Origin of the sequence: Micromonospora sp. URMC 105 (genome assembly GCF_051386295.1) — a bacterium.
Classification (GTDB): Bacteria; Actinomycetota; Actinomycetes; order Mycobacteriales; family Micromonosporaceae; genus Micromonospora.
In genome coordinates this window covers 31,162-46,870 of record NZ_JBPQTL010000024.1, presented here as the reverse complement: position 1 = coordinate 46,870, position 15,709 = coordinate 31,162, and the positions used below count along the sequence as shown (strand labels likewise).

Sequence of the window (15,709 nt, the reverse complement as noted above, 5' to 3'; positions counted from 1 at the left end):
GTGGAGCGGATCGGCCGCCCCGGCGCACGCGAGGTGTCCCACGTACGCCGAGGCGGCCGATCGTCATGCCTGGTGCCCGCCGGCCTCCGTTGCCGATGATTTCATCGCGGCGGCCGGGGAGGCGGTCACTTGGTCGGCTGGGCCTTCGAGGTGACCGTGATGGTGCCGGCGGCGATGTCCGCCTTGATCTTCTCGACCTCGGCCTTGAGCTCCGCCGGGACCTTGGTCTCGAAGTCGTGGTAAGGGGCGATCGAGACGCCGTTGTTGGCCAGGTTGCCGACGAAGCCCGGCTGGGCCTGGAGCTTCTCGCCACCGGCGGCCTTGAGCACGGCGTCCTTGACGGCGTCCGGGATGTTCTTGACGACCGTGGTCAGCAGCGCGGCGCAGTTCGGGGTGCTCTCGCAACCGTCGACGTCCACCCAGATGACCGAGTACTTGCCGCCCGAGGCCTGGGCCGCGGCGGTGGTGCCGAGGCCGGCGCCGCCGGCGACCGGCATGACGACGTCCGCGCCCTGGGCGACCAGCGCGTCGGAGACCTTCTTGCCCTCGTCCTGCTTCTGGAAGTCGTTGGTGAAGGAACCCTTCTGGGTCGCCTTGTCCCAGCCCAGCACCTGGACGTTCTTGCCCTTGGCCTTGTTGAAGTACGCCACGCCGTCGGCGAAGCCGTCCATGAAGATGGTCACCGGCGGGATCGGCAGACCGCCGTAGGTGCCGACCTTGCCGGACTTGCTCATCCCGGCGGCCAGGTAGCCGGCCTGGAAGGCGGCCTGGGCGGTGTCGAACTGCATCGGGTAGACGTTGCCCACGCCCGGGTTCGCGTCCACGATGCCGAACTGCTGGTTCGGGTTCGCGCCGGCGATCTTCTTGGTGGCGTCCGCCATCAGGCCACCGACGGCCAGGATGAAGTCGCACTTCTGGTTGACGTACCCGGTCAGGTTGACCTCGTAGTCCGCCTCGGCCTTCGACGCGACGTACTTGATGTCGATGTTGTCGTTCGCCTTCTGGGCCTCCTGGAGACCCTTCCAGGCGGAGGTGTTGAACGACTTGTCGTCGATGCCGCCGACGTCGGTCACCATGCAGGCGCTGTACTTCTTGGCGCCGTTGCCGGCGTTGTTGTCGTCCTCGGGGGCCTCACCACACCCGGCGGCGGCCAGCACGAGCCCGCCCGCCACGATCGCGGAGGCGATCCGCATCCCACGCACAGAGCGCAAGACGTCTCCTTCCCATTGCACACCGCGCCTCGTGCGGTGGCAGCCCTTGAACCGACCAGCGCTGTGCTGCCGGCATCCCACGTTACGGACGGGAGCGTACGCCCGCGCCCACCCACCGGCCGCCAATCGTGCACGACTGTTGAGCGGCTGTTATCCCGGCGTAACCCGGGCGTGGGGCAGATCACTCAGAGTGCTGATATGTGACCCGCCCGCTGTCTGGAAAGTCCCTTTCCCCGGGGCCCGCGGGCGGGTCCTCGGGGCTACCGCCAGAACACCGCGACAGCGGCGTTGACCAGGGTCAACCCGACGAGCGCGAGGAAGTGCCCGCGGTTGACCTCGGCCCGCTTCCGGGAGAAGAAGACCATGACGAAGATCAGCAGAGCCAGCACCAACTTGGTAACAAGCTTCGCCGGGGCGGGCTCGTCGCCCTCGCGCAGCGGAGCGGAGAGCCCGATGCCGGTGAGCAGACCGATCACCGAGCCCCAGAGCATGGCCGCGTTGATCCGCAGCCGGCCGCTGACGTACTGGGCGATGGCGCCGCCGAGCAGCAGCGCGAACCCGATCAGATGGACGTAGAGAAGTACCAGCCGAAGAGCTTCCACGCCGATCATCCTCCCCCACCAACGACAGTTCGTAGTAGCCGCCCCGCCCGGCTGAGCTCATACCGTGATCTCGTCGGCGTCGGCGGACCGGGGCGCGCGGCTCCGTGCCACCAGCACCAGGGCGAGCCCGGCCACCGCGTAGCCGGTCAGTACGGCGACCGGACGGCCCGCGCCGGCGCCGTCGAAGAAGGCGGCCGACCGCAACAGCGTCCCACCGGCGCCCACCGGCAGGAACTGCCCGACGGCACCCCACGGCTGCGGCAGCAGTTCCGGTGCGGCGCTCACCGCGGAGAGCGGGTTGCCCAGCAGGAAGACCAGCAGCGCACCGACGCCGAGGCCCGGGGCGCCGAGCCGCGCGCCCAGCCCCGCCACGGTGCCGGCGGCGGCGAGCGCGAAGAGCCCGATCGCCGCGCCCTCGGTCAGGAGGTCACCGCCGATCACCCCGAGCCAGCCGTGCAGCACCGCCGTGCCGATCAGCGCGGTGAGCAGGGCGTACCCGAGCAGCCCGACCACCCGGGCGCGCCGGCCGGCGACCAGGGTGGTGAGCAGGACGCCGGCGAGCATGCTGGTCAGCGCCAACGGCAGGAAACCGGCGGCGAAGCCGGCTCCACGCGGGTCGTCCGGGTCGGTCGGCACCACCACCGTCACCGGCACCGGCCGACCCCCGGAGAGTCCCGTCGCGGCCTCGGTGAGCAGGGCCGCCACGGCGGGGCCGGCGGCCGGAGCGGTGCGCAGGCCGACGCCGTCGGGGCCGACGACGAAGGCGGCGTAGACCTCGCGGTCGCGCAACGCCCGGTCGGCCGCGGCGGCGTCCGGGAGTTCGGTGAGGGCGAACGCGCCGGGCCGGGCGGCCGCGAGCCGGTCGGCCAGTTCGGCGGTGGCGGTCGCCGGGCCGGCGACGGCGACCGGCAGGTCGCGCGCTGCCAGGTTCGCGGCGGGCCCGGCGAACAGGGGTACGAGCAACGCCTGCACCGTCACCGCGAGGGCGGCGATCAGCACGGCGGACAGCATCGGGGGCCGGGACGTACGAGACATGCCCACTCCTTAAAACGAACGCTCGTTCTTTTAAATAGAGCGTGCGCCTCGCCGCGGCTGCCCGTCAAGAACGAGCGTTCGTTTTACACTGTGTGTCATGCCACGCGTATCGGACGCCCACCTCGCGGCCCGTCGACAGCAGATCCTCGACGCGGCCCGGCGCTGCTTCCTGCGCGACGGCTTCCACAACACCTCGATGCAGGACGTGATCGCCGAGGCGGGGCTCTCGGTCGGGGCGGTCTACCGCTACTTCCCGAGCAAGAACGACCTGATCACCTCGATCGCCCAGTCGGTGATCGGCGGGGCGGACGCCGTCTTCGCCGAGCTGGCCGCCGCCGAGCCGCCGCTGCCCCTGGTCGAGGCACTGGACCGGGCGCTCACCTACGTCGACGCCCAGGCGGGCGAGGACGGCATCCTGCCGCTGGCGATCCAGGTGTGGAGCGAGTCGCTGCGCGACCCGGCGCTGGCGACGTTTGTGAAGACGACGTACAGCGGCTTCCGGGACCGCTTCACGCTGCTGGCCCGGCGGGCCCGGGAGGCGGGCGAGCTGCCCCCCGACGCCGACCCCGAGGCCGTCGGCACCGCGCTGTTCGGCCTGGTCCCGGGCTACCTGATGCAGAAGGTGCTCACCGGCCGGCCGGACCGCCGCAGCTACCTCGCCGGCGTCCGCACCCTGCTCGGCCAGCCCGCCGCCCCCTGACCCCCCGCGATCTTGCACCCTCCGCCCGGGCGAATCGGATGAATGCCCCCAAGGACGGGGATGCAACCGCAAGATCGCGGGGCGCGGCTGCGCCGGCGGGACACGGGCGGTCAGCGGGTCAGGACAGCCGCCAGACCTGGAACGTGGGGCCGTCGGCGGGGAGGGTGACCACGCCGTTGGCGTCCGGGCGCAACGCCGGGGCGCCGCCGTACACGTTCTCCCCCGCCCGCAGCCCGGCCAGCCGGACCGGCCGCCCGGCGGCCCGGCGGGCGAGCACCAGCACCGCGCCGGTTGGGGTCTCCCGGAGGAAGACCAGGGTGTCGGCGTCGACGTGCACCCGGCGCAGGCCACCGTGGCGCAGCGCGGGGGTGTCGCGGCGCAGCGCCAGCAGCCCCCGGTACGCGGCGAAGGTCCCCTGGTCCCAGCTCTCCGGCCGGTGCCACGGCATCGGGGTCCGCGAACCCTCGCCGTTGGTGCCGGTCAGCCCCAGCTCGTCGCCGGCGAAGACCACCGGGGTACCCGGCATCGTGGCGAGCAGGCCGGCGGCCACCTCCTGCCGGGCGGCGTCGCCGACCACCGTGCGGATCCGGGCCGAGTCGTGCGAGCCGAGCAGCTGCCACGAGTGGGTGTACGAGCGCCAGGAGATCAGCGACCGGTAGGTGTCCATGGTGGCCAGCACCGCCTCGGCGTCCCGCCGTCGTACGCCGCCCGGGGTGCCGAGGAAGTTCGGCACCGGGTCGTCGCCGTGCCGCAGCCAGGACCAGACCGGGTCGGTGAAGCCGACGTAGTTCATCGTCCCGTGCCAGCCGTCGGCGTCCAGGTCGCCGGTGTGGTCGTGGCCGTGCTCGGCGAGCAGCAGGCCGTCGGGGCGGGTGTCGGCGACCACCTCGCGCAGCAGTCGCGCCACCTCGTGGGTGTACGCGTCCGCGCCGCGCCGGCCGGTCATGTTCGCCACGTCGACCCGCCAGCCGTCCAGCCCGTACGGCGGGCGCAGCCAGCGCCGCAGCAGCGAGTCCTCGGCGGTGGCGAAGCGCCGGCGCAGCTCCGCGCTGCCCCAGTTCAGCTTCGGCAGGGACTTGACCCCGTTCCAGGAATCGTACTCACCGGTCGCCTCGTCGAAGTAGTACAGCTCCCGCTCGGCGGCGCGCACGTCCGAGGCGGCGGTGGTGAACCACTCGTGCGCGTCGCCGGTGTGGTTGCTGGTGATGTCGCCAAGCAGCCGCCAGCCCCGGGCGTGGACCGCGTCGGCGAGCCGGGCCAGCGCGGCGTCCCCGCCGAGCAGCGGGTCGACGGTGTCGAAGCTGGCCGCGTCGTAGCGGTGGTTGGAGCGGGCCGGGAAGACCGGGGTGAGGTAAAGGGTGTTCACCCCGAGCCGGGCCAGGTGGTCCAGGCGTTCGGTGATGCCGTCCAGGTCGCCGCCGTAGAACTGGTACGGCGTCTGCGGCCCGCGCCCGACGACCGGGGTGTCCCAGTCGCACGGGATCGCCCAGTCCGGCGGGGTGCGGCCGTCGGCGGCGGCGGAGCGGGCGAACCGGTCCGGGAAGATCTGGTAGATCACCGCGTCGCGCGCCCAGGCCGGCGGCGGGGCGTAGCTGACCAGCTTGAAGTCGCCGTTGTCCGGCACGTCGTGGGAGACCAGGCCGGCGGCGTTGAGCCAGCGGTAGCCGTCGGCCCCGGAGAGCATGAAGCGGTAGTTGCTGACCGGGTTGCGGACCTCGACGTCGGCCCGCCACCACACGTCGCCGCCCTCGGTGCGGTCGACGGTTGCCTCGGCGAAGTGCGGCTCACCGTCGCCGGTGGTGCGGACGTGCACCTGCCGCACGTCGGCGCCCGCCGGGACCCGGACGAAGACCGGCACGGTCTGCCCGAGCGCCGGCTCCTGCTCGGGCACGTAGGTGGCGGATCCGTCGTGGTGCGGCAACAGGGACATGACAAAACCCTTCGGTACGTCGAGAGAAAACGCCCGCCCGGACCGGACCCCTCGCCCCCGTTTGCGGCGTGTCGGGGTGTCCTCAGTCGACGACACCCCGACACCCCGCAAACCGGCCCCACGGGCAGGCCCCGGGCCCGCGCGCGGACCCGGACCACTCAGGCCGTGCCGCGCGAAGAGCGGCCACCTATCCGATTTACCCCTTGACGGCGCCGGCGGTGAGGCCGGAGACGATGTAGCGCTGGAGCAGTTGGAACACCAGCACCGTGGGGATCGCGGTGAGCAGCGTGCCCGCCGCGAACATCCCGAAGTTGTTGTTGCGCTCACCGGCCACCAGGCCGAACATGCCGACCGCGAGGGTCTTCGAGTTGGTGTTGGTGAGGAACACGTTGGCGAGGATGAACTCGTTGATCGAGCCGATGAAGGCGAGCAGCCCGGTCACGGCCAGGATCGGCGCCACCAGCGGCAGCATGATCCGGAAGAAGACCTGGGCGTGCGACGCGCCGTCCATGGTCGCCGACTCGTCGAGCTCCTTCGGCAGGGTGTCGAAGAAGCCCTTCATCAGCCAGGTGTTCGCCCCCAGCGCGCCACCCATGTAGAGCAGGAACAGGCCCCACGGGGTGTTGAAGCCAATCGACGGCCACAGGTCGGTGACCGTGGTGAAGATCAGGAAGATCGCCACGATCGCCAGGAACTGCGGGAACATCTGGATCAGCAGCAGGGTGAGCAGCCCGACCCGGCGGCCGGCGAACCGCATCCGGGAGAACGCGTACGCGGCCAGCGCCGACAGGAAGATCGACGCGAAGCTGGCCACCCCGGCGAGCAGCAGCGAGTTCAGGAACCAGTGACCGAACGCCGTCTTCGAGAACAGGTTGGTGAAGTTCTCGAACGACGCGCCGGTCGGCAGCAGCTCGGTGGAGGAGAGCGTGCCCAGCGGGTTGAGGGCGGCGGAGATGACGAACAGGATCGGGAAGAGGCTGAACGCCACCGCGAGCACCCCGACCAGGTGCCGCCACCCGACCTGGGTCAGCCAGCGGCCCTTGGACTTGCCGGTCGCGTTGCGGTTGACGACGGGCGCCTCGGCGTGGGTCGTCACGAGTACACCTCCTCCTGCCTGCGGGTACGCGAGAAGCTGATGGCGGACACCACGGCCACGATCGCGAAGATGAAGATCGAGACGGTGGCGGCCAGGCCGTACTCGGCGCCCTGCGCGCCGAAGGCCAGCCGATAGGTGTACGTGATCAGCAGGTCGGTGGCGCCGCTGCGCGGGTTGTCCGCGGGGAACGGGCCACCCTCGGTGGTGAACCAGATCGCGTTGATGTTGTTGAAGTTGTACGCGAACGACGCGATCAGCAGCGGCGAGATGGCCACCAGCAGCAGCGGCAGGGTGACCGCCTTGAACGACTGGAAGGGGCTCGCGCCGTCGACCGAGGTGGCCTCGGTCAGCTCCCGGGGAATGGCCTGTAGCGCACCGGTGGCGACCAGGAACATGTACGGGTAGCCGAGCCAGAGCTGCACCAGCAGCACCGCGATCCGAGCGGACCAGGTCTCGCCGAACCAGTCGACGCTCAGCCCGAACAGGTTGTTGACCAGGCCGAAGTCGGTGTTGAACATGTCCCGCCAGACCAGCAGCATCGCGAACGACGGCATGGCGTACGGGAGGATCAGCAGCACCCGGTAGAGGTTGGTGCCGCGCATCCGGGGCGAGTGCAGGGCCAGCGCGATGCCCAGGCCGAGCAGGAACGTGAAGCCGGTCGAGCCGAGCGCGAAGGCGAAGTTCCAGACCAGCGTGCCGAAGAACGGGCCGGAGATGTTCGGGTCGGTCAGCACCCGGCTGAAGTTCTCCAGCCCGACGTTGACCTTCCAGCCCTGGGCGAGCCGCTCGCCGTCGGCGGCGACGAAGGAGCCGACCGACTCGTCGGCGGTCCAGGTCTTTCCGCTCTCACTGTCCTTGATGCAGTCGCAGGCCTCGTCGTACGCGCGGACCGCGGTCCCCTCGTACGCACGGGTCAGGCCGGACGAGCGCAGCGCGCCGCCGGCGGTCGGCACCACCAGGTCGGTGATCTCCTTGCTCCGGGCGCTGGCCTGACCGAAGTTGAGCACGGTGTAGCCCTCGGCTGCGGTGACCTTGCCGTCCGGCGCCACGGTGACGTCGGCGGCGTCGAGCTGCTTGAGCCCGTCGGCGTCGCCGACCGAGACCGCGCCGGTCTTCGGGTCGGTGACCAGGAAGACCAGCGGTCCGGTGGCCGGGTCACCCTCGGTGGCGACCGAGAGCGGGTACTGCGCCGAGCCGGCGAGCTGCTTCACCGACGAACTCTGGATGGCGACGACCGCCTCGGACTTGTCGCCACGGTGGCCGTCGCCGAAGTTCGTGAAGGCGGTGCTGGCGGTGTAGAGCACCGGGAAGACCTGGAACACGATCAGGAAGATCGTGCCCGGGATCAGGTACTTGGCCGGGATGTGCCGAGGGGTCAGGTAGAGGTAGAACAGGGCGGCGGTGGTGGCCACCAGGATCGCCAGGCCGACCCAGAGCTTCGCCTCGATGAGCGGGAAGGCCGCCCAGATCGCGATCCCGGCCACCAGGCCGAGCAGGACCACCTTGACGACGAGGCCGGTCAGGGTGATCGGCGCGTGGTGCCGCGCGTCACGGGACTTGCGCGGGGGCCCGGAGCGAACGGGCCCCCCGCCCCGGGCCAGACGATCTCCGGTCAGATCAAGTAATGAGCACGTCGCTGTCCGGCCCGGGACCTGCTCAGCAGACCCCGGGCCGGACAGCGACGTGCTCATTACTTGATCTGACCGGAGATCGTCTTGCCTGCGGCGGTGACGGTCTTGGCCGGGTCGGCGCCACCGATGACGGCGGCCTCGGCCTTGCCGAACGGGTCCCAGATCGCGGCCATGGCCGGGATCGCCGGGAGCACCTGGCCGTTCTTGCCGGCCTCGGAGAACTTGGCCAGGTCCGGGTCGCTGCCCTTGACCTGGTCGAAGGCGGCGGTCAGCGCCGGCGGGCGCGGCTCGGCGTTGTACAGCGCCACGGCCAGGTCGGGCTTGGTGACGTAGTTGGTGACGAACTCCTGGGCCAGGGCCTTGTTCTTGCCCTTGGCGGCGACGTAGAACGACTGGACGCCCACGAACGGCTGGGCCTCCTTGCCACCGGCGAAGCCGGGGACCGGGGAGATGTCGTACTTGATGCCGGCCTTCTTGGCGTCAGCGATCGCCCACGGGCCGGAGACCAGGTAGGCGCACTTCTTGCCGGTGAAGGTGGCGATCGAGTTCTCGCCGGTGATGGAACGCTTCAACGCCCCGTCGCCCTTCTCACCGAGCTTGGCGATCTTCTGGAACGCGGCGATCGACTCCGGCTTGCCCACGCCCAGGTCCTTCGGGTCGTAGTCGCCGTTGGCGGCGGTGCCGAAGAGGTAGCCGCCGGCCGAGGTGTACAGCGGGTAGATGTGGTACGCGTCGCCGTTCTGACCGGACTGGAGGCAGAGGATCTCGCTGGCCTTCTTCTCGGCCTTGAGCTTCTTGCCGCTGGCGACCAGGTCCTCGATCGTCTTCGGCGCCTCGGGGGCCAGCTCCGTGTTGCGGATCAGCGCGATGTTCTCGGTGGCGTAGGGCACGCCGTAGACCTGACCGTTGAAGGTCACGGCCTTGACGGCGGTCTCGTTGAAGGCGCTCTTCTGCTCGGCGGCGAGCTGCACCGGGTCGATGGCGCCGTTCTGCACCAGGTTGCCGATCCAGTCGTGCGCGCCGACCACGACGTCCGGGCCGCTGCCCTGCTGCGAGGCGGTGACGAAGTTGGTCTGCAGGTCCTTGGAGACGGCCTGCACCTCGACGGTCACGCCGTTCTCCTGGCCGAACTTCTCACCGAACGGCTTGAGGGCCGCGGCACGCTTGTCGTCGGCCCAGATGACGAGCTTGCCGCTCGCGGCCTTGGGGGAATCCTTGGCGGCCGGCTCGTCCTTGCTGTTGTCGCCGCAACCGGAGGCGGCGAGCGCCAGACCGAGAACGGCGACCACACCCGTGGTACGGATGCGCATCGGTACTCCTGTCGTTGTGGCGACCCGCCGGGGGAAGGGCGGCCCGCCAGTGGAAAACCTCTGAAAAGTTTCTTGCCAACCGGCGCTGAGGTGCTGCGCCGCTGCTCTCGCGTGTTGCGGGGACGTTAGCAAGAGGTTGCAGGGAATGGAAGGCCTTGCAGAGCTGTACGCAAGAACTTGCCCGTGAGCTAAAGTGCCGCCATGCGCGCTCGACTGTCCGACATCGCCCAGCAGGCCGAAGTCAGCGAGGCCACGGTGTCGCGGGTGCTCAATGACCGCCCCGGCGTGGCCCCCGAGACCCGGCAGGCCGTCCTGACCGCCCTCGACGTGCTCGGCTACGAGCGCCCCGCCCGGCTGCGCAAGCGCAGCGCGGGACTCGTCGGGCTGGTCGTCCCGGAGCTGGACAACCCGATCTTCCCGATGTTCGCCCAGGTCATCGAGTCGACCCTGGCGCAGAGCGGGTTCACCCCGGTGCTCTGCACCCAGACCCCGGGCGGGGTCACCGAGGACGAGTACGTCGAGATGCTGCTGGACCGCCAGGTCTCCGGGATCGTCTTCGTCTCCGGCCTGCACGCCGACACCGCCGCCAACCACGACCGGTACCGCGCGCTGATCGCCCGACCGCTGCCCGTCGTCATGATCAACGGGTACGTCCCGGAGGTCGCCGCCCCCTTCGTCTCCTGCGACGACGGCGAGGCCGCCGAGCTGGCCGTCGCCCATCTGGTCGCGCTCGGCCACCGCCGGATCGGCCTGATCACCGGCCCGGACCGGTTCGTGCCGGTGCAGCGCAAGGTGGCCGGCTGGCGGACCGCGATGACCCGGCTCGCCGGCACCGGTGAGCAGGACCTGGACGAGCTGGCCGAGCTCTCGCTCTTCGGGGTGGAGGGCGGCGAGGCCGCCGCCGGGCGGCTCATCGAACGCGGCGTCACCGGCATCGTCTGCGGCTCCGACCTGATGGCGCTCGGCGCGATCCGGGCGGCCCGGCAGCGCGGGATGTCCGTGCCGCAGGACGTCTCCGTGGTCGGCTACGACGACTCCCCGCTGATGGCCTTCACCGATCCGCCGCTGACCACCATGCGCCAGCCGGTCGCGGCGATGGCGGTGGCGGCGGTGCGGGCCCTGGTCGACGAGATCAACGGGCACGCCGCGCCGCACTCGGAGTACCTGTTCCGCCCGGAACTGGTGGTGCGGGGCTCGACCGCGGTCGTCCGGGCGGCCGGTGCCGCCCCGGCCCGCGGCGACGCCCGACGGCGGCCGACGCCGCCCGCGCTCGCCATCCCTGCCTGACCTCGCCAGACGCCCCGCCCGACCGGGCGCCGTCCCGCCTTGTGGGACGGACGCCCGGTGCCCGCATGCCGGTCGAACGGGAAGCGCCATCATTTCTTGCGCAAGGAATGCTTGACTCTTGCAGTCATCGGGCGGCATCCTGCACTGACACCAGCGCCTCCGGGCCCATTCCGGGTGCTCCACAGAACGGGGATCGTCACCGATGACCGACGCCACCAACCCGGCACCGCCGACCGCCGACGACGACTGGTGGCGCTCCGCGGTCGTCTACCAGGTCTACGTCCGCAGCTTCGCCGACGCCGACGGCGACGGCGTGGGTGACCTCCGGGGCATCCGGGAACGCCTGCCCTACCTGCGCGACCTCGGCATCGACGCGCTCTGGCTGACCCCCTTCTACACCTCGCCGCAGATCGACGCCGGTTACGACGTCGCCGACTACCGCGACGTCGACCCGATCTTCGGCACGCTCACCGACTTCGACGCGATGATCACCGACGCGCACGCCCTCGGGCTGCGGATCATCGTCGACCTGGTGCCCAACCACACCTCCAGCGCACACCCCTGGTTCCAGGCCGCGCTGGCCGCCGGCCCGGGCTCGCCGGAGCGCGAGTTCTACCTGTTCGCCGAGGGCAGGGGCGAGCACGGCGAGCTGCCCCCGAACGACTGGGAGAGCATCTTCGGCGGCCCGGCCTGGACCCGGGTGCCGGACGGTCAGTGGTACCTGCACCTGTTCGACCCGGCCCAGCCCGACCTGAACTGGCGGCACCCGCAGGTGCGCGCGGAGTTCGAGGACGTCCTCCGGTTCTGGCTCGACCGCGGCGTCGACGGGTTCCGGATCGACGTGGCGCACGGGATGATCAAGGCCGAGGGGCTGCCGGATGTCGGCTTCAGCTCGATGACCACCGGCCGGCGCCAGTCCGAACTGCTCGGCAAGGGCCGCCTGCCCTACTTCGACCAGGACGAGGTGCACGACATCTACCGCGCCTGGCGGCCGATCCTGGACAGCTACCCGGGCGGCCGGATGGCCGTGGCCGAGGCGTGGGCGGAGACCCCGCAGCGGCTGGCCCGCTACATCGGCCCGGACGAGCTGCACCAGGCCTTCAACTTCGACTTCCTCGACGCGACCTGGTCGGCCGACTCGTTCCGCAAGGTGATCGACACCGCGCTGGCCGAGTCCACCATCGTCGGCGCCCCGACCACCTGGGTGCTCTCCAACCACGACCGGCAGCGGCACGTCACCCGGTACGGCGACGGCGAGGTCGGCCTGCGCCGGGCCCGGGCCGCCGCCCTGCTGATGCTGGCCCTGCCCGGCTGCGCCTACGTCTACCAGGGCGAGGAGCTGGGCCTGCCGGAGGTGCTCGACCTCCCCGACGAGCTGCGTCAGGACCCGGCGTTCCTGCGTACCGGGGAGAGCCGCGACGGCTGCCGGGTGCCGATCCCGTGGAGCGGCGAGCTGGCCCCGTACGGCTTCGGCCCGCAGGGCAGCGACCTGAGCTGGCTGCCGGCCCCCGCCACCTGGCAGGCCCTCTCGGTGGCCGCCCAGACCGGCGTCGCCGGCTCCACGCTGGAGCTCTACCGCGCCGCGCTGCGGATCCGGCACGAGCACCCCGCGCTGGCCGGCACGACCGGCGGGGTGACCTGGCTGGAGGGCGGGCCCGGAATGCTGGTCTTCAGCCGCTCCGCCGACGACACCACACTGACCTGCGTGGTCAACATCAGCGGCGCGCCGGCCCTGGTCGAGGGGTACGGCCGGCCGCTCGTCGCGAGCGAGGAACTCACCGCGCAGGGGCCGGGTCACCTCCTGCCGGTGGACGCAGCTGCGTGGTTCGAACGGCGCTGAGCCGGGTAACCCGCCATCGACCTGGTCGTCCGTTGTGCTCCGCGCCGACGGGCGACTGGGCCGCCGACCCCTTGTGGTGGGGGGTGAGGTGGCACCGGCGCCTCGGGGATCTCCCCGGGGCGCCGGTGTCCGTTCCGCCCCGCGGCACGTGTCGTCGCCCCGGCCCGGGGGTACCGGTGGGCAGACCCTGCGGAGGTGACCGATGACGCTGAACGTCGCGCAGTACACCCTCGACGTCGCCGACCTCGACCTGATGGCCGACTTCTGGTCGGCGGCCCTCGGCTACCGGGTGGACCGGGGCGGCGACGGCAACGCCAAGCTCCGTCCCACTCCCGACCGGCCGACCGGCGCCCCGACGGTCTGGCTCCAGGCCTCCGGTACGCCCAAGCGCGGGAAGAACCGGCTGCACCTGGACCTGGTAGCCGACTCCGACCCGCAGGCGGAGGTACGGCGGCTGCTCGCGCTGGGCGCCCGGCCCGCCGACGTCGGCCAGTCCGGCGACGAGGGCTTCGTCGTGCTGACCGACCCGGAGGGCAACGAGTTCTGCGTGCTGGACGGGCCGCCCCGCTGACCGGTCAGCGGCCCTTGCGCCGCAGCAGCTCCCCGATCCGCTCGAAGCCGGCCCGCAGCTCCTCCTCGCTCGGCACGGGCTGCGGCGCGAGCGGGTGCTCCGCCCGGGCGGCCGCCTGCTCCAGCTCCTCGTCGATCACGTCCTCGAAGTCCCCGTAGAGGTCGGACTCGTCGATCCGGGCCGCCTCGTCCTCGGCGGCGATCTGCGCGGCGGCGATCTCGCCGCGCACCTCCTCGGCCGAGAGCGCCGGCACCAGCGGCTCCACCACCGCCATCAGCTGCTCCTCGGCCACCACCGCCTCGGCCAGGGCCAGCGCGTGCGGGCGCTCGTACGGGCCGCAGACCACCGGCTCCCACTCCGCCGGGTCGCCGAGCGGGCCGAACGTGATGATCCACGGCAGGCCGAGCATCGGCGAGTCGTCCGGCAGGTCCAACGTCACGAGTGCGCCCACGCGCTCATCATGGCCGGTCCCGGCGGAAAGGTGAGTGGCATTTGCGGCAACTGCCGGTTCGCGCATGGGTCGATTTCCTGACCTGTTCGTCCGTCGACTCAGCCCGGGCGGGCGGCGTCGAGAGCGGCGCGGACCAGGGCCAGCGCCCGATCCGGCGGCACGCCGAGGCGTACCGCCTCGTCGGCGTACCGGGCCGCCGCCCGCTGCAACCGGTCGGTCGCGTCGTCCCGGCCCGGCGCCACGTACGTCCCGTGCCGGCCCCGGGTCTCCAGCAGCCCGGCCGCCTCCAGCTCGCGGTACGCCCGCGCCACGGTGTTCGCCGCCAGCCCCAGCTCGGCGGCGAACTGGCGCACCGGAGGCAGCCGGGTGCCCACCGGCAGCCGCCCGTCGCCGACCATGGCGGCCAGTTGCCCGCGCACCTGCTCGTACGGAGGCACCGCCGAGTCCGGGTCGATCTCGATCAGCACGTCAGCCTGCTCCTCCCGGGGTGCCCGGATCGGTGTCCGGGTCCAGCTCGGCGTCGAGGTCGGCCGGGGGCGGCCCCTCGGAGAGGTCGACCACCCGCCCGTGCCGGCTGGTCGCGGCGAGCGCGGCACCGAAGAGCACCAACTGGTTGAGCAGGTAGAGGTAGAGCAGCAGCCCCACCGCACCGGCCACCACCGTGTAGGCCGGGTTCCGTTCCGTCCGCACCACGTAGAACCGCCCCACGGTGTTGATCAGCGTGATCCCCACCGCGACGAACACCACCACCGGCCGCAGCCGTCGCCGGCTCATCCGCAGCCGGGGCACCGCGACCAGCAGAGCGGTCGCCAGCACCGCGTTGACCAGCACGCTGAGCACGGCGCTGAGCGTGGTCAGGCCGATGGAGCCGGTGGCCCGCAACAGCAGGCGCAGCAACGACTCCAGGGCGTCGACGGCCGCCACCGAGAGACCGAGCATCACGAAGACCAGCACCAGCACGCCCAGGTCGACCAGGCGGCGCACCACCAGGTTGCCGGGCTGCTGGTTGAAGCCGTACATCAGGCGCTGCGAGGAACGGATCGCCTCCACCCAGCCGATCCCGGTGAAGACCAGGATGACCAGGCCGACCACGCCGACCGCGTTGCTGCTCTCCGCGATCTGCCCGGGGTCGATGAACGGCAGGTTCTCCCGGAGGAAGTCGGCCGCCGCCTCGCTGACCTCGTCGTTGTCCTCCAGGATCGCCCCGAAGATCGAGTACCCGACCAGGGCGAGCGCGAAGACGGCGAAGAACCCGTAGTAGGCGATCGCGGCGGCCAGCCGCCCGCCGAGCACGTTGCCGTACAGGTCGATCGCCCGGCACAGGTGGTCGAAGCGGGGCCACCGCTGCCGGGCCGTGGTGAACCGGCGCTCGATGCCGGCCGTCAGCCGGCCCCACGCGTCCACCACGTCATCCTCGCCGATCTCCGCCGCAGGGGCGGGCACGTGCCCGGCGAGCCGGGTCAGCCACCGAGCCGGAAGTCGCGGCGCGGCTGCCACCGGGTCTCGCCGCTGTGCGAGAAGAGGGTGAACGAGTCGACCTCGAACATCGCCGAGAAGTCGGCCAGGTCCTCGTACGCCCGGTCCAGCGCCTCCGGGGCGACGTCCTGTGCGACGGTGACGTGCGGGTGGTACGGGAAGCGGGCCTCCCGGTGCAGCTCGGGTGCGGCGTTGATGGCGGCGGCCAGCAGCTCGCACTCGCTGATCCCGGCGGCCACCGCCACGAAGACCACCTGGGTCACCGGGCGGAACGTGCCGGTGCCCCGCAGGTGCAGGGTGAACGGCAGGTGCCGGGCGGCCACCCGGGCCAGGTGCTCCTCGACCGCCGGCAGGGCCGCCACCGGGATCTCGGTGGGCCCGAGCAGCGTCACGTGCGCCGGAACCACCTGCGGGTCGCCCGCCTCGACCCGGCGCCGGGTGAGCATGCCGCCCCACGGCTCCGGGACGTCCACCGCGATCCCGATCTGGATGGTGCCACCGGACACCGGGGCCCCGTCCCTGCGATCCACGCTCCGCGCCACCCCTCCACCCGTACCCGTCGGCCCGGA

15 protein-coding genes are annotated in these 15,709 nt (G+C 71.7%); 4 read left to right on the top strand and 11 right to left on the bottom strand.

The annotated features are described in order from the left end of the window. Positions 1-125: 125 nt before the first annotated feature. The 3 genes from ACSNN7_RS11095 to ACSNN7_RS11085 all read right to left on the bottom strand — a co-directional run bounded on the left by ACSNN7_RS11095 (position 126) and on the right by ACSNN7_RS11085 (position 2,848). Entirely contained in the window at positions 126-1,193 is a 1,068-nt protein-coding gene (locus ACSNN7_RS11095; RefSeq protein WP_436680617.1) for a BMP family lipoprotein, read from the bottom strand. 278 nt (positions 1,194-1,471) lie between these two features. Beyond that, positions 1,472-1,813: a hypothetical protein gene (locus tag ACSNN7_RS11090; RefSeq protein ID WP_436680601.1), complete on the bottom strand. Its 342-nt coding sequence runs from the start codon at positions 1,811-1,813 to the stop codon at positions 1,472-1,474. Positions 1,814-1,870: 57 nt separating this feature from the next. Then, positions 1,871-2,848 (bottom strand): hypothetical protein, encoded by a 978-nt coding sequence (locus tag ACSNN7_RS11085; RefSeq protein ID WP_436680600.1) that lies wholly within the window; start codon positions 2,846-2,848, stop codon positions 1,871-1,873. A gap of 97 nt (positions 2,849-2,945) precedes the next feature. Between ACSNN7_RS11085 and ACSNN7_RS11080 the strand changes: the two genes are divergently transcribed. Further along, the gene (locus tag ACSNN7_RS11080) at positions 2,946-3,548 is read left to right on the top strand and encodes a TetR/AcrR family transcriptional regulator (RefSeq protein ID WP_436680599.1); all 603 of its coding nucleotides are present in this window, start codon (positions 2,946-2,948) and stop codon (positions 3,546-3,548) included. A gap of 118 nt (positions 3,549-3,666) precedes the next feature. Here the strand turns inward: ACSNN7_RS11080 and ACSNN7_RS11075 are convergent, their stop codons facing one another. The 4 genes from ACSNN7_RS11075 to ACSNN7_RS11060 form a co-directional block, all read right to left on the bottom strand. After that, on the bottom strand, positions 3,667-5,478 hold the full coding sequence (locus tag ACSNN7_RS11075; RefSeq protein WP_436680598.1) for a glycoside hydrolase family 13 protein: 1,812 nt from the start codon (positions 5,476-5,478) through the stop codon (positions 3,667-3,669). A 196-nt stretch (positions 5,479-5,674) separates the two neighbouring features. Beyond that, positions 5,675-6,574 carry a sugar ABC transporter permease gene (locus ACSNN7_RS11070; RefSeq protein WP_436680597.1) on the bottom strand — a complete coding sequence of 300 codons (900 nt, stop codon included), beginning with the start codon at positions 6,572-6,574 and terminating at the stop codon, positions 5,675-5,677. Beyond that, positions 6,571-8,265 (bottom strand): ABC transporter permease subunit, encoded by a 1,695-nt coding sequence (locus tag ACSNN7_RS11065; RefSeq protein WP_436680596.1) that lies wholly within the window; start codon positions 8,263-8,265, stop codon positions 6,571-6,573. Before ACSNN7_RS11065 ends, ACSNN7_RS11070 begins: the two co-directional genes overlap by 4 nt. Then, positions 8,265-9,515, bottom strand: a complete 1,251-nt coding sequence (locus ACSNN7_RS11060; RefSeq protein ID WP_436680595.1) for a sugar ABC transporter substrate-binding protein — start codon at positions 9,513-9,515, stop codon at positions 8,265-8,267. The genes ACSNN7_RS11065 and ACSNN7_RS11060 overlap by 1 nt, the downstream gene beginning before the upstream one ends. Positions 9,516-9,716: 201 nt before the next feature. Here ACSNN7_RS11060 and ACSNN7_RS11055 point away from each other — a divergent pair, with 201 nt between their 5' ends. From ACSNN7_RS11055 to ACSNN7_RS11045, 3 genes are all read left to right on the top strand, one after another. Next, entirely contained in the window at positions 9,717-10,802 is a 1,086-nt protein-coding gene (locus ACSNN7_RS11055) for a LacI family DNA-binding transcriptional regulator (RefSeq protein WP_436680594.1), read from the top strand. A gap of 202 nt (positions 10,803-11,004) precedes the next feature. Continuing rightward, a complete protein-coding gene (locus ACSNN7_RS11050; protein WP_436680593.1) occupies positions 11,005-12,642 on the top strand; it encodes a glycoside hydrolase family 13 protein in 1,638 nt (545 codons plus the stop codon). A 202-nt stretch (positions 12,643-12,844) separates the two neighbouring features. After that, entirely contained in the window at positions 12,845-13,213 is a 369-nt protein-coding gene (locus ACSNN7_RS11045; protein WP_436680592.1) for a VOC family protein, read from the top strand. Positions 13,214-13,217: 4 nt separating this feature from the next. Here the strand turns inward: ACSNN7_RS11045 and ACSNN7_RS11040 are convergent, their stop codons facing one another. The 4 genes from ACSNN7_RS11040 to ACSNN7_RS11025 all read right to left on the bottom strand — a co-directional run bounded on the left by ACSNN7_RS11040 (position 13,218) and on the right by ACSNN7_RS11025 (position 15,670). Next, positions 13,218-13,664, bottom strand: a complete 447-nt coding sequence (locus ACSNN7_RS11040) for a hypothetical protein (RefSeq protein WP_436680591.1) — start codon at positions 13,662-13,664, stop codon at positions 13,218-13,220. Between the two features lie 98 nt (positions 13,665-13,762). After that, positions 13,763-14,131: a GntR family transcriptional regulator gene (locus tag ACSNN7_RS11035; protein WP_436680590.1), complete on the bottom strand. Its 369-nt coding sequence runs from the start codon at positions 14,129-14,131 to the stop codon at positions 13,763-13,765. A 1-nt stretch (position 14,132) separates the two neighbouring features. Then, a complete protein-coding gene (locus ACSNN7_RS11030) occupies positions 14,133-15,068 on the bottom strand; it encodes a YhjD/YihY/BrkB family envelope integrity protein (RefSeq protein ID WP_436680616.1) in 936 nt (311 codons plus the stop codon). Between the two features lie 56 nt (positions 15,069-15,124). Further along, positions 15,125-15,670 (bottom strand): 2'-5' RNA ligase family protein, encoded by a 546-nt coding sequence (locus tag ACSNN7_RS11025; protein WP_436680589.1) that lies wholly within the window; start codon positions 15,668-15,670, stop codon positions 15,125-15,127. Between the last annotated feature and the right edge of the window lie 39 nt (positions 15,671-15,709).

What these genes read in the sequence shown, in the direction of transcription:
- ACSNN7_RS11095 (WP_436680617.1), bottom strand. Translation starts at nt 1,193, where the DNA reads ATGCGGATCGCCTCCGCGATCGTGGCGGGCGGGCTCGTGCTGGCCGCC.
- ACSNN7_RS11085 (WP_436680600.1), bottom strand. Translation starts at nt 2,848, where the DNA reads ATGTCTCGTACGTCCCGGCCCCCGATGCTGTCCGCCGTGCTGATCGCC.
- ACSNN7_RS11080 (WP_436680599.1), top strand. Translation starts at nt 2,946, where the DNA reads ATGCCACGCGTATCGGACGCCCACCTCGCGGCCCGTCGACAGCAGATC.
- ACSNN7_RS11075 (WP_436680598.1), bottom strand. Translation starts at nt 5,478, where the DNA reads ATGTCCCTGTTGCCGCACCACGACGGATCCGCCACCTACGTGCCCGAG.
- ACSNN7_RS11065 (WP_436680596.1), bottom strand. Translation starts at nt 8,265, where the DNA reads ATGAGCACGTCGCTGTCCGGCCCGGGGTCTGCTGAGCAGGTCCCGGGC.
- ACSNN7_RS11060 (WP_436680595.1), bottom strand. Translation starts at nt 9,515, where the DNA reads ATGCGCATCCGTACCACGGGTGTGGTCGCCGTTCTCGGTCTGGCGCTC.
- ACSNN7_RS11055 (WP_436680594.1), top strand. Translation starts at nt 9,717, where the DNA reads ATGCGCGCTCGACTGTCCGACATCGCCCAGCAGGCCGAAGTCAGCGAG.
- ACSNN7_RS11050 (WP_436680593.1), top strand. Translation starts at nt 11,005, where the DNA reads ATGACCGACGCCACCAACCCGGCACCGCCGACCGCCGACGACGACTGG.
- ACSNN7_RS11045 (WP_436680592.1), top strand. Translation starts at nt 12,845, where the DNA reads ATGACGCTGAACGTCGCGCAGTACACCCTCGACGTCGCCGACCTCGAC.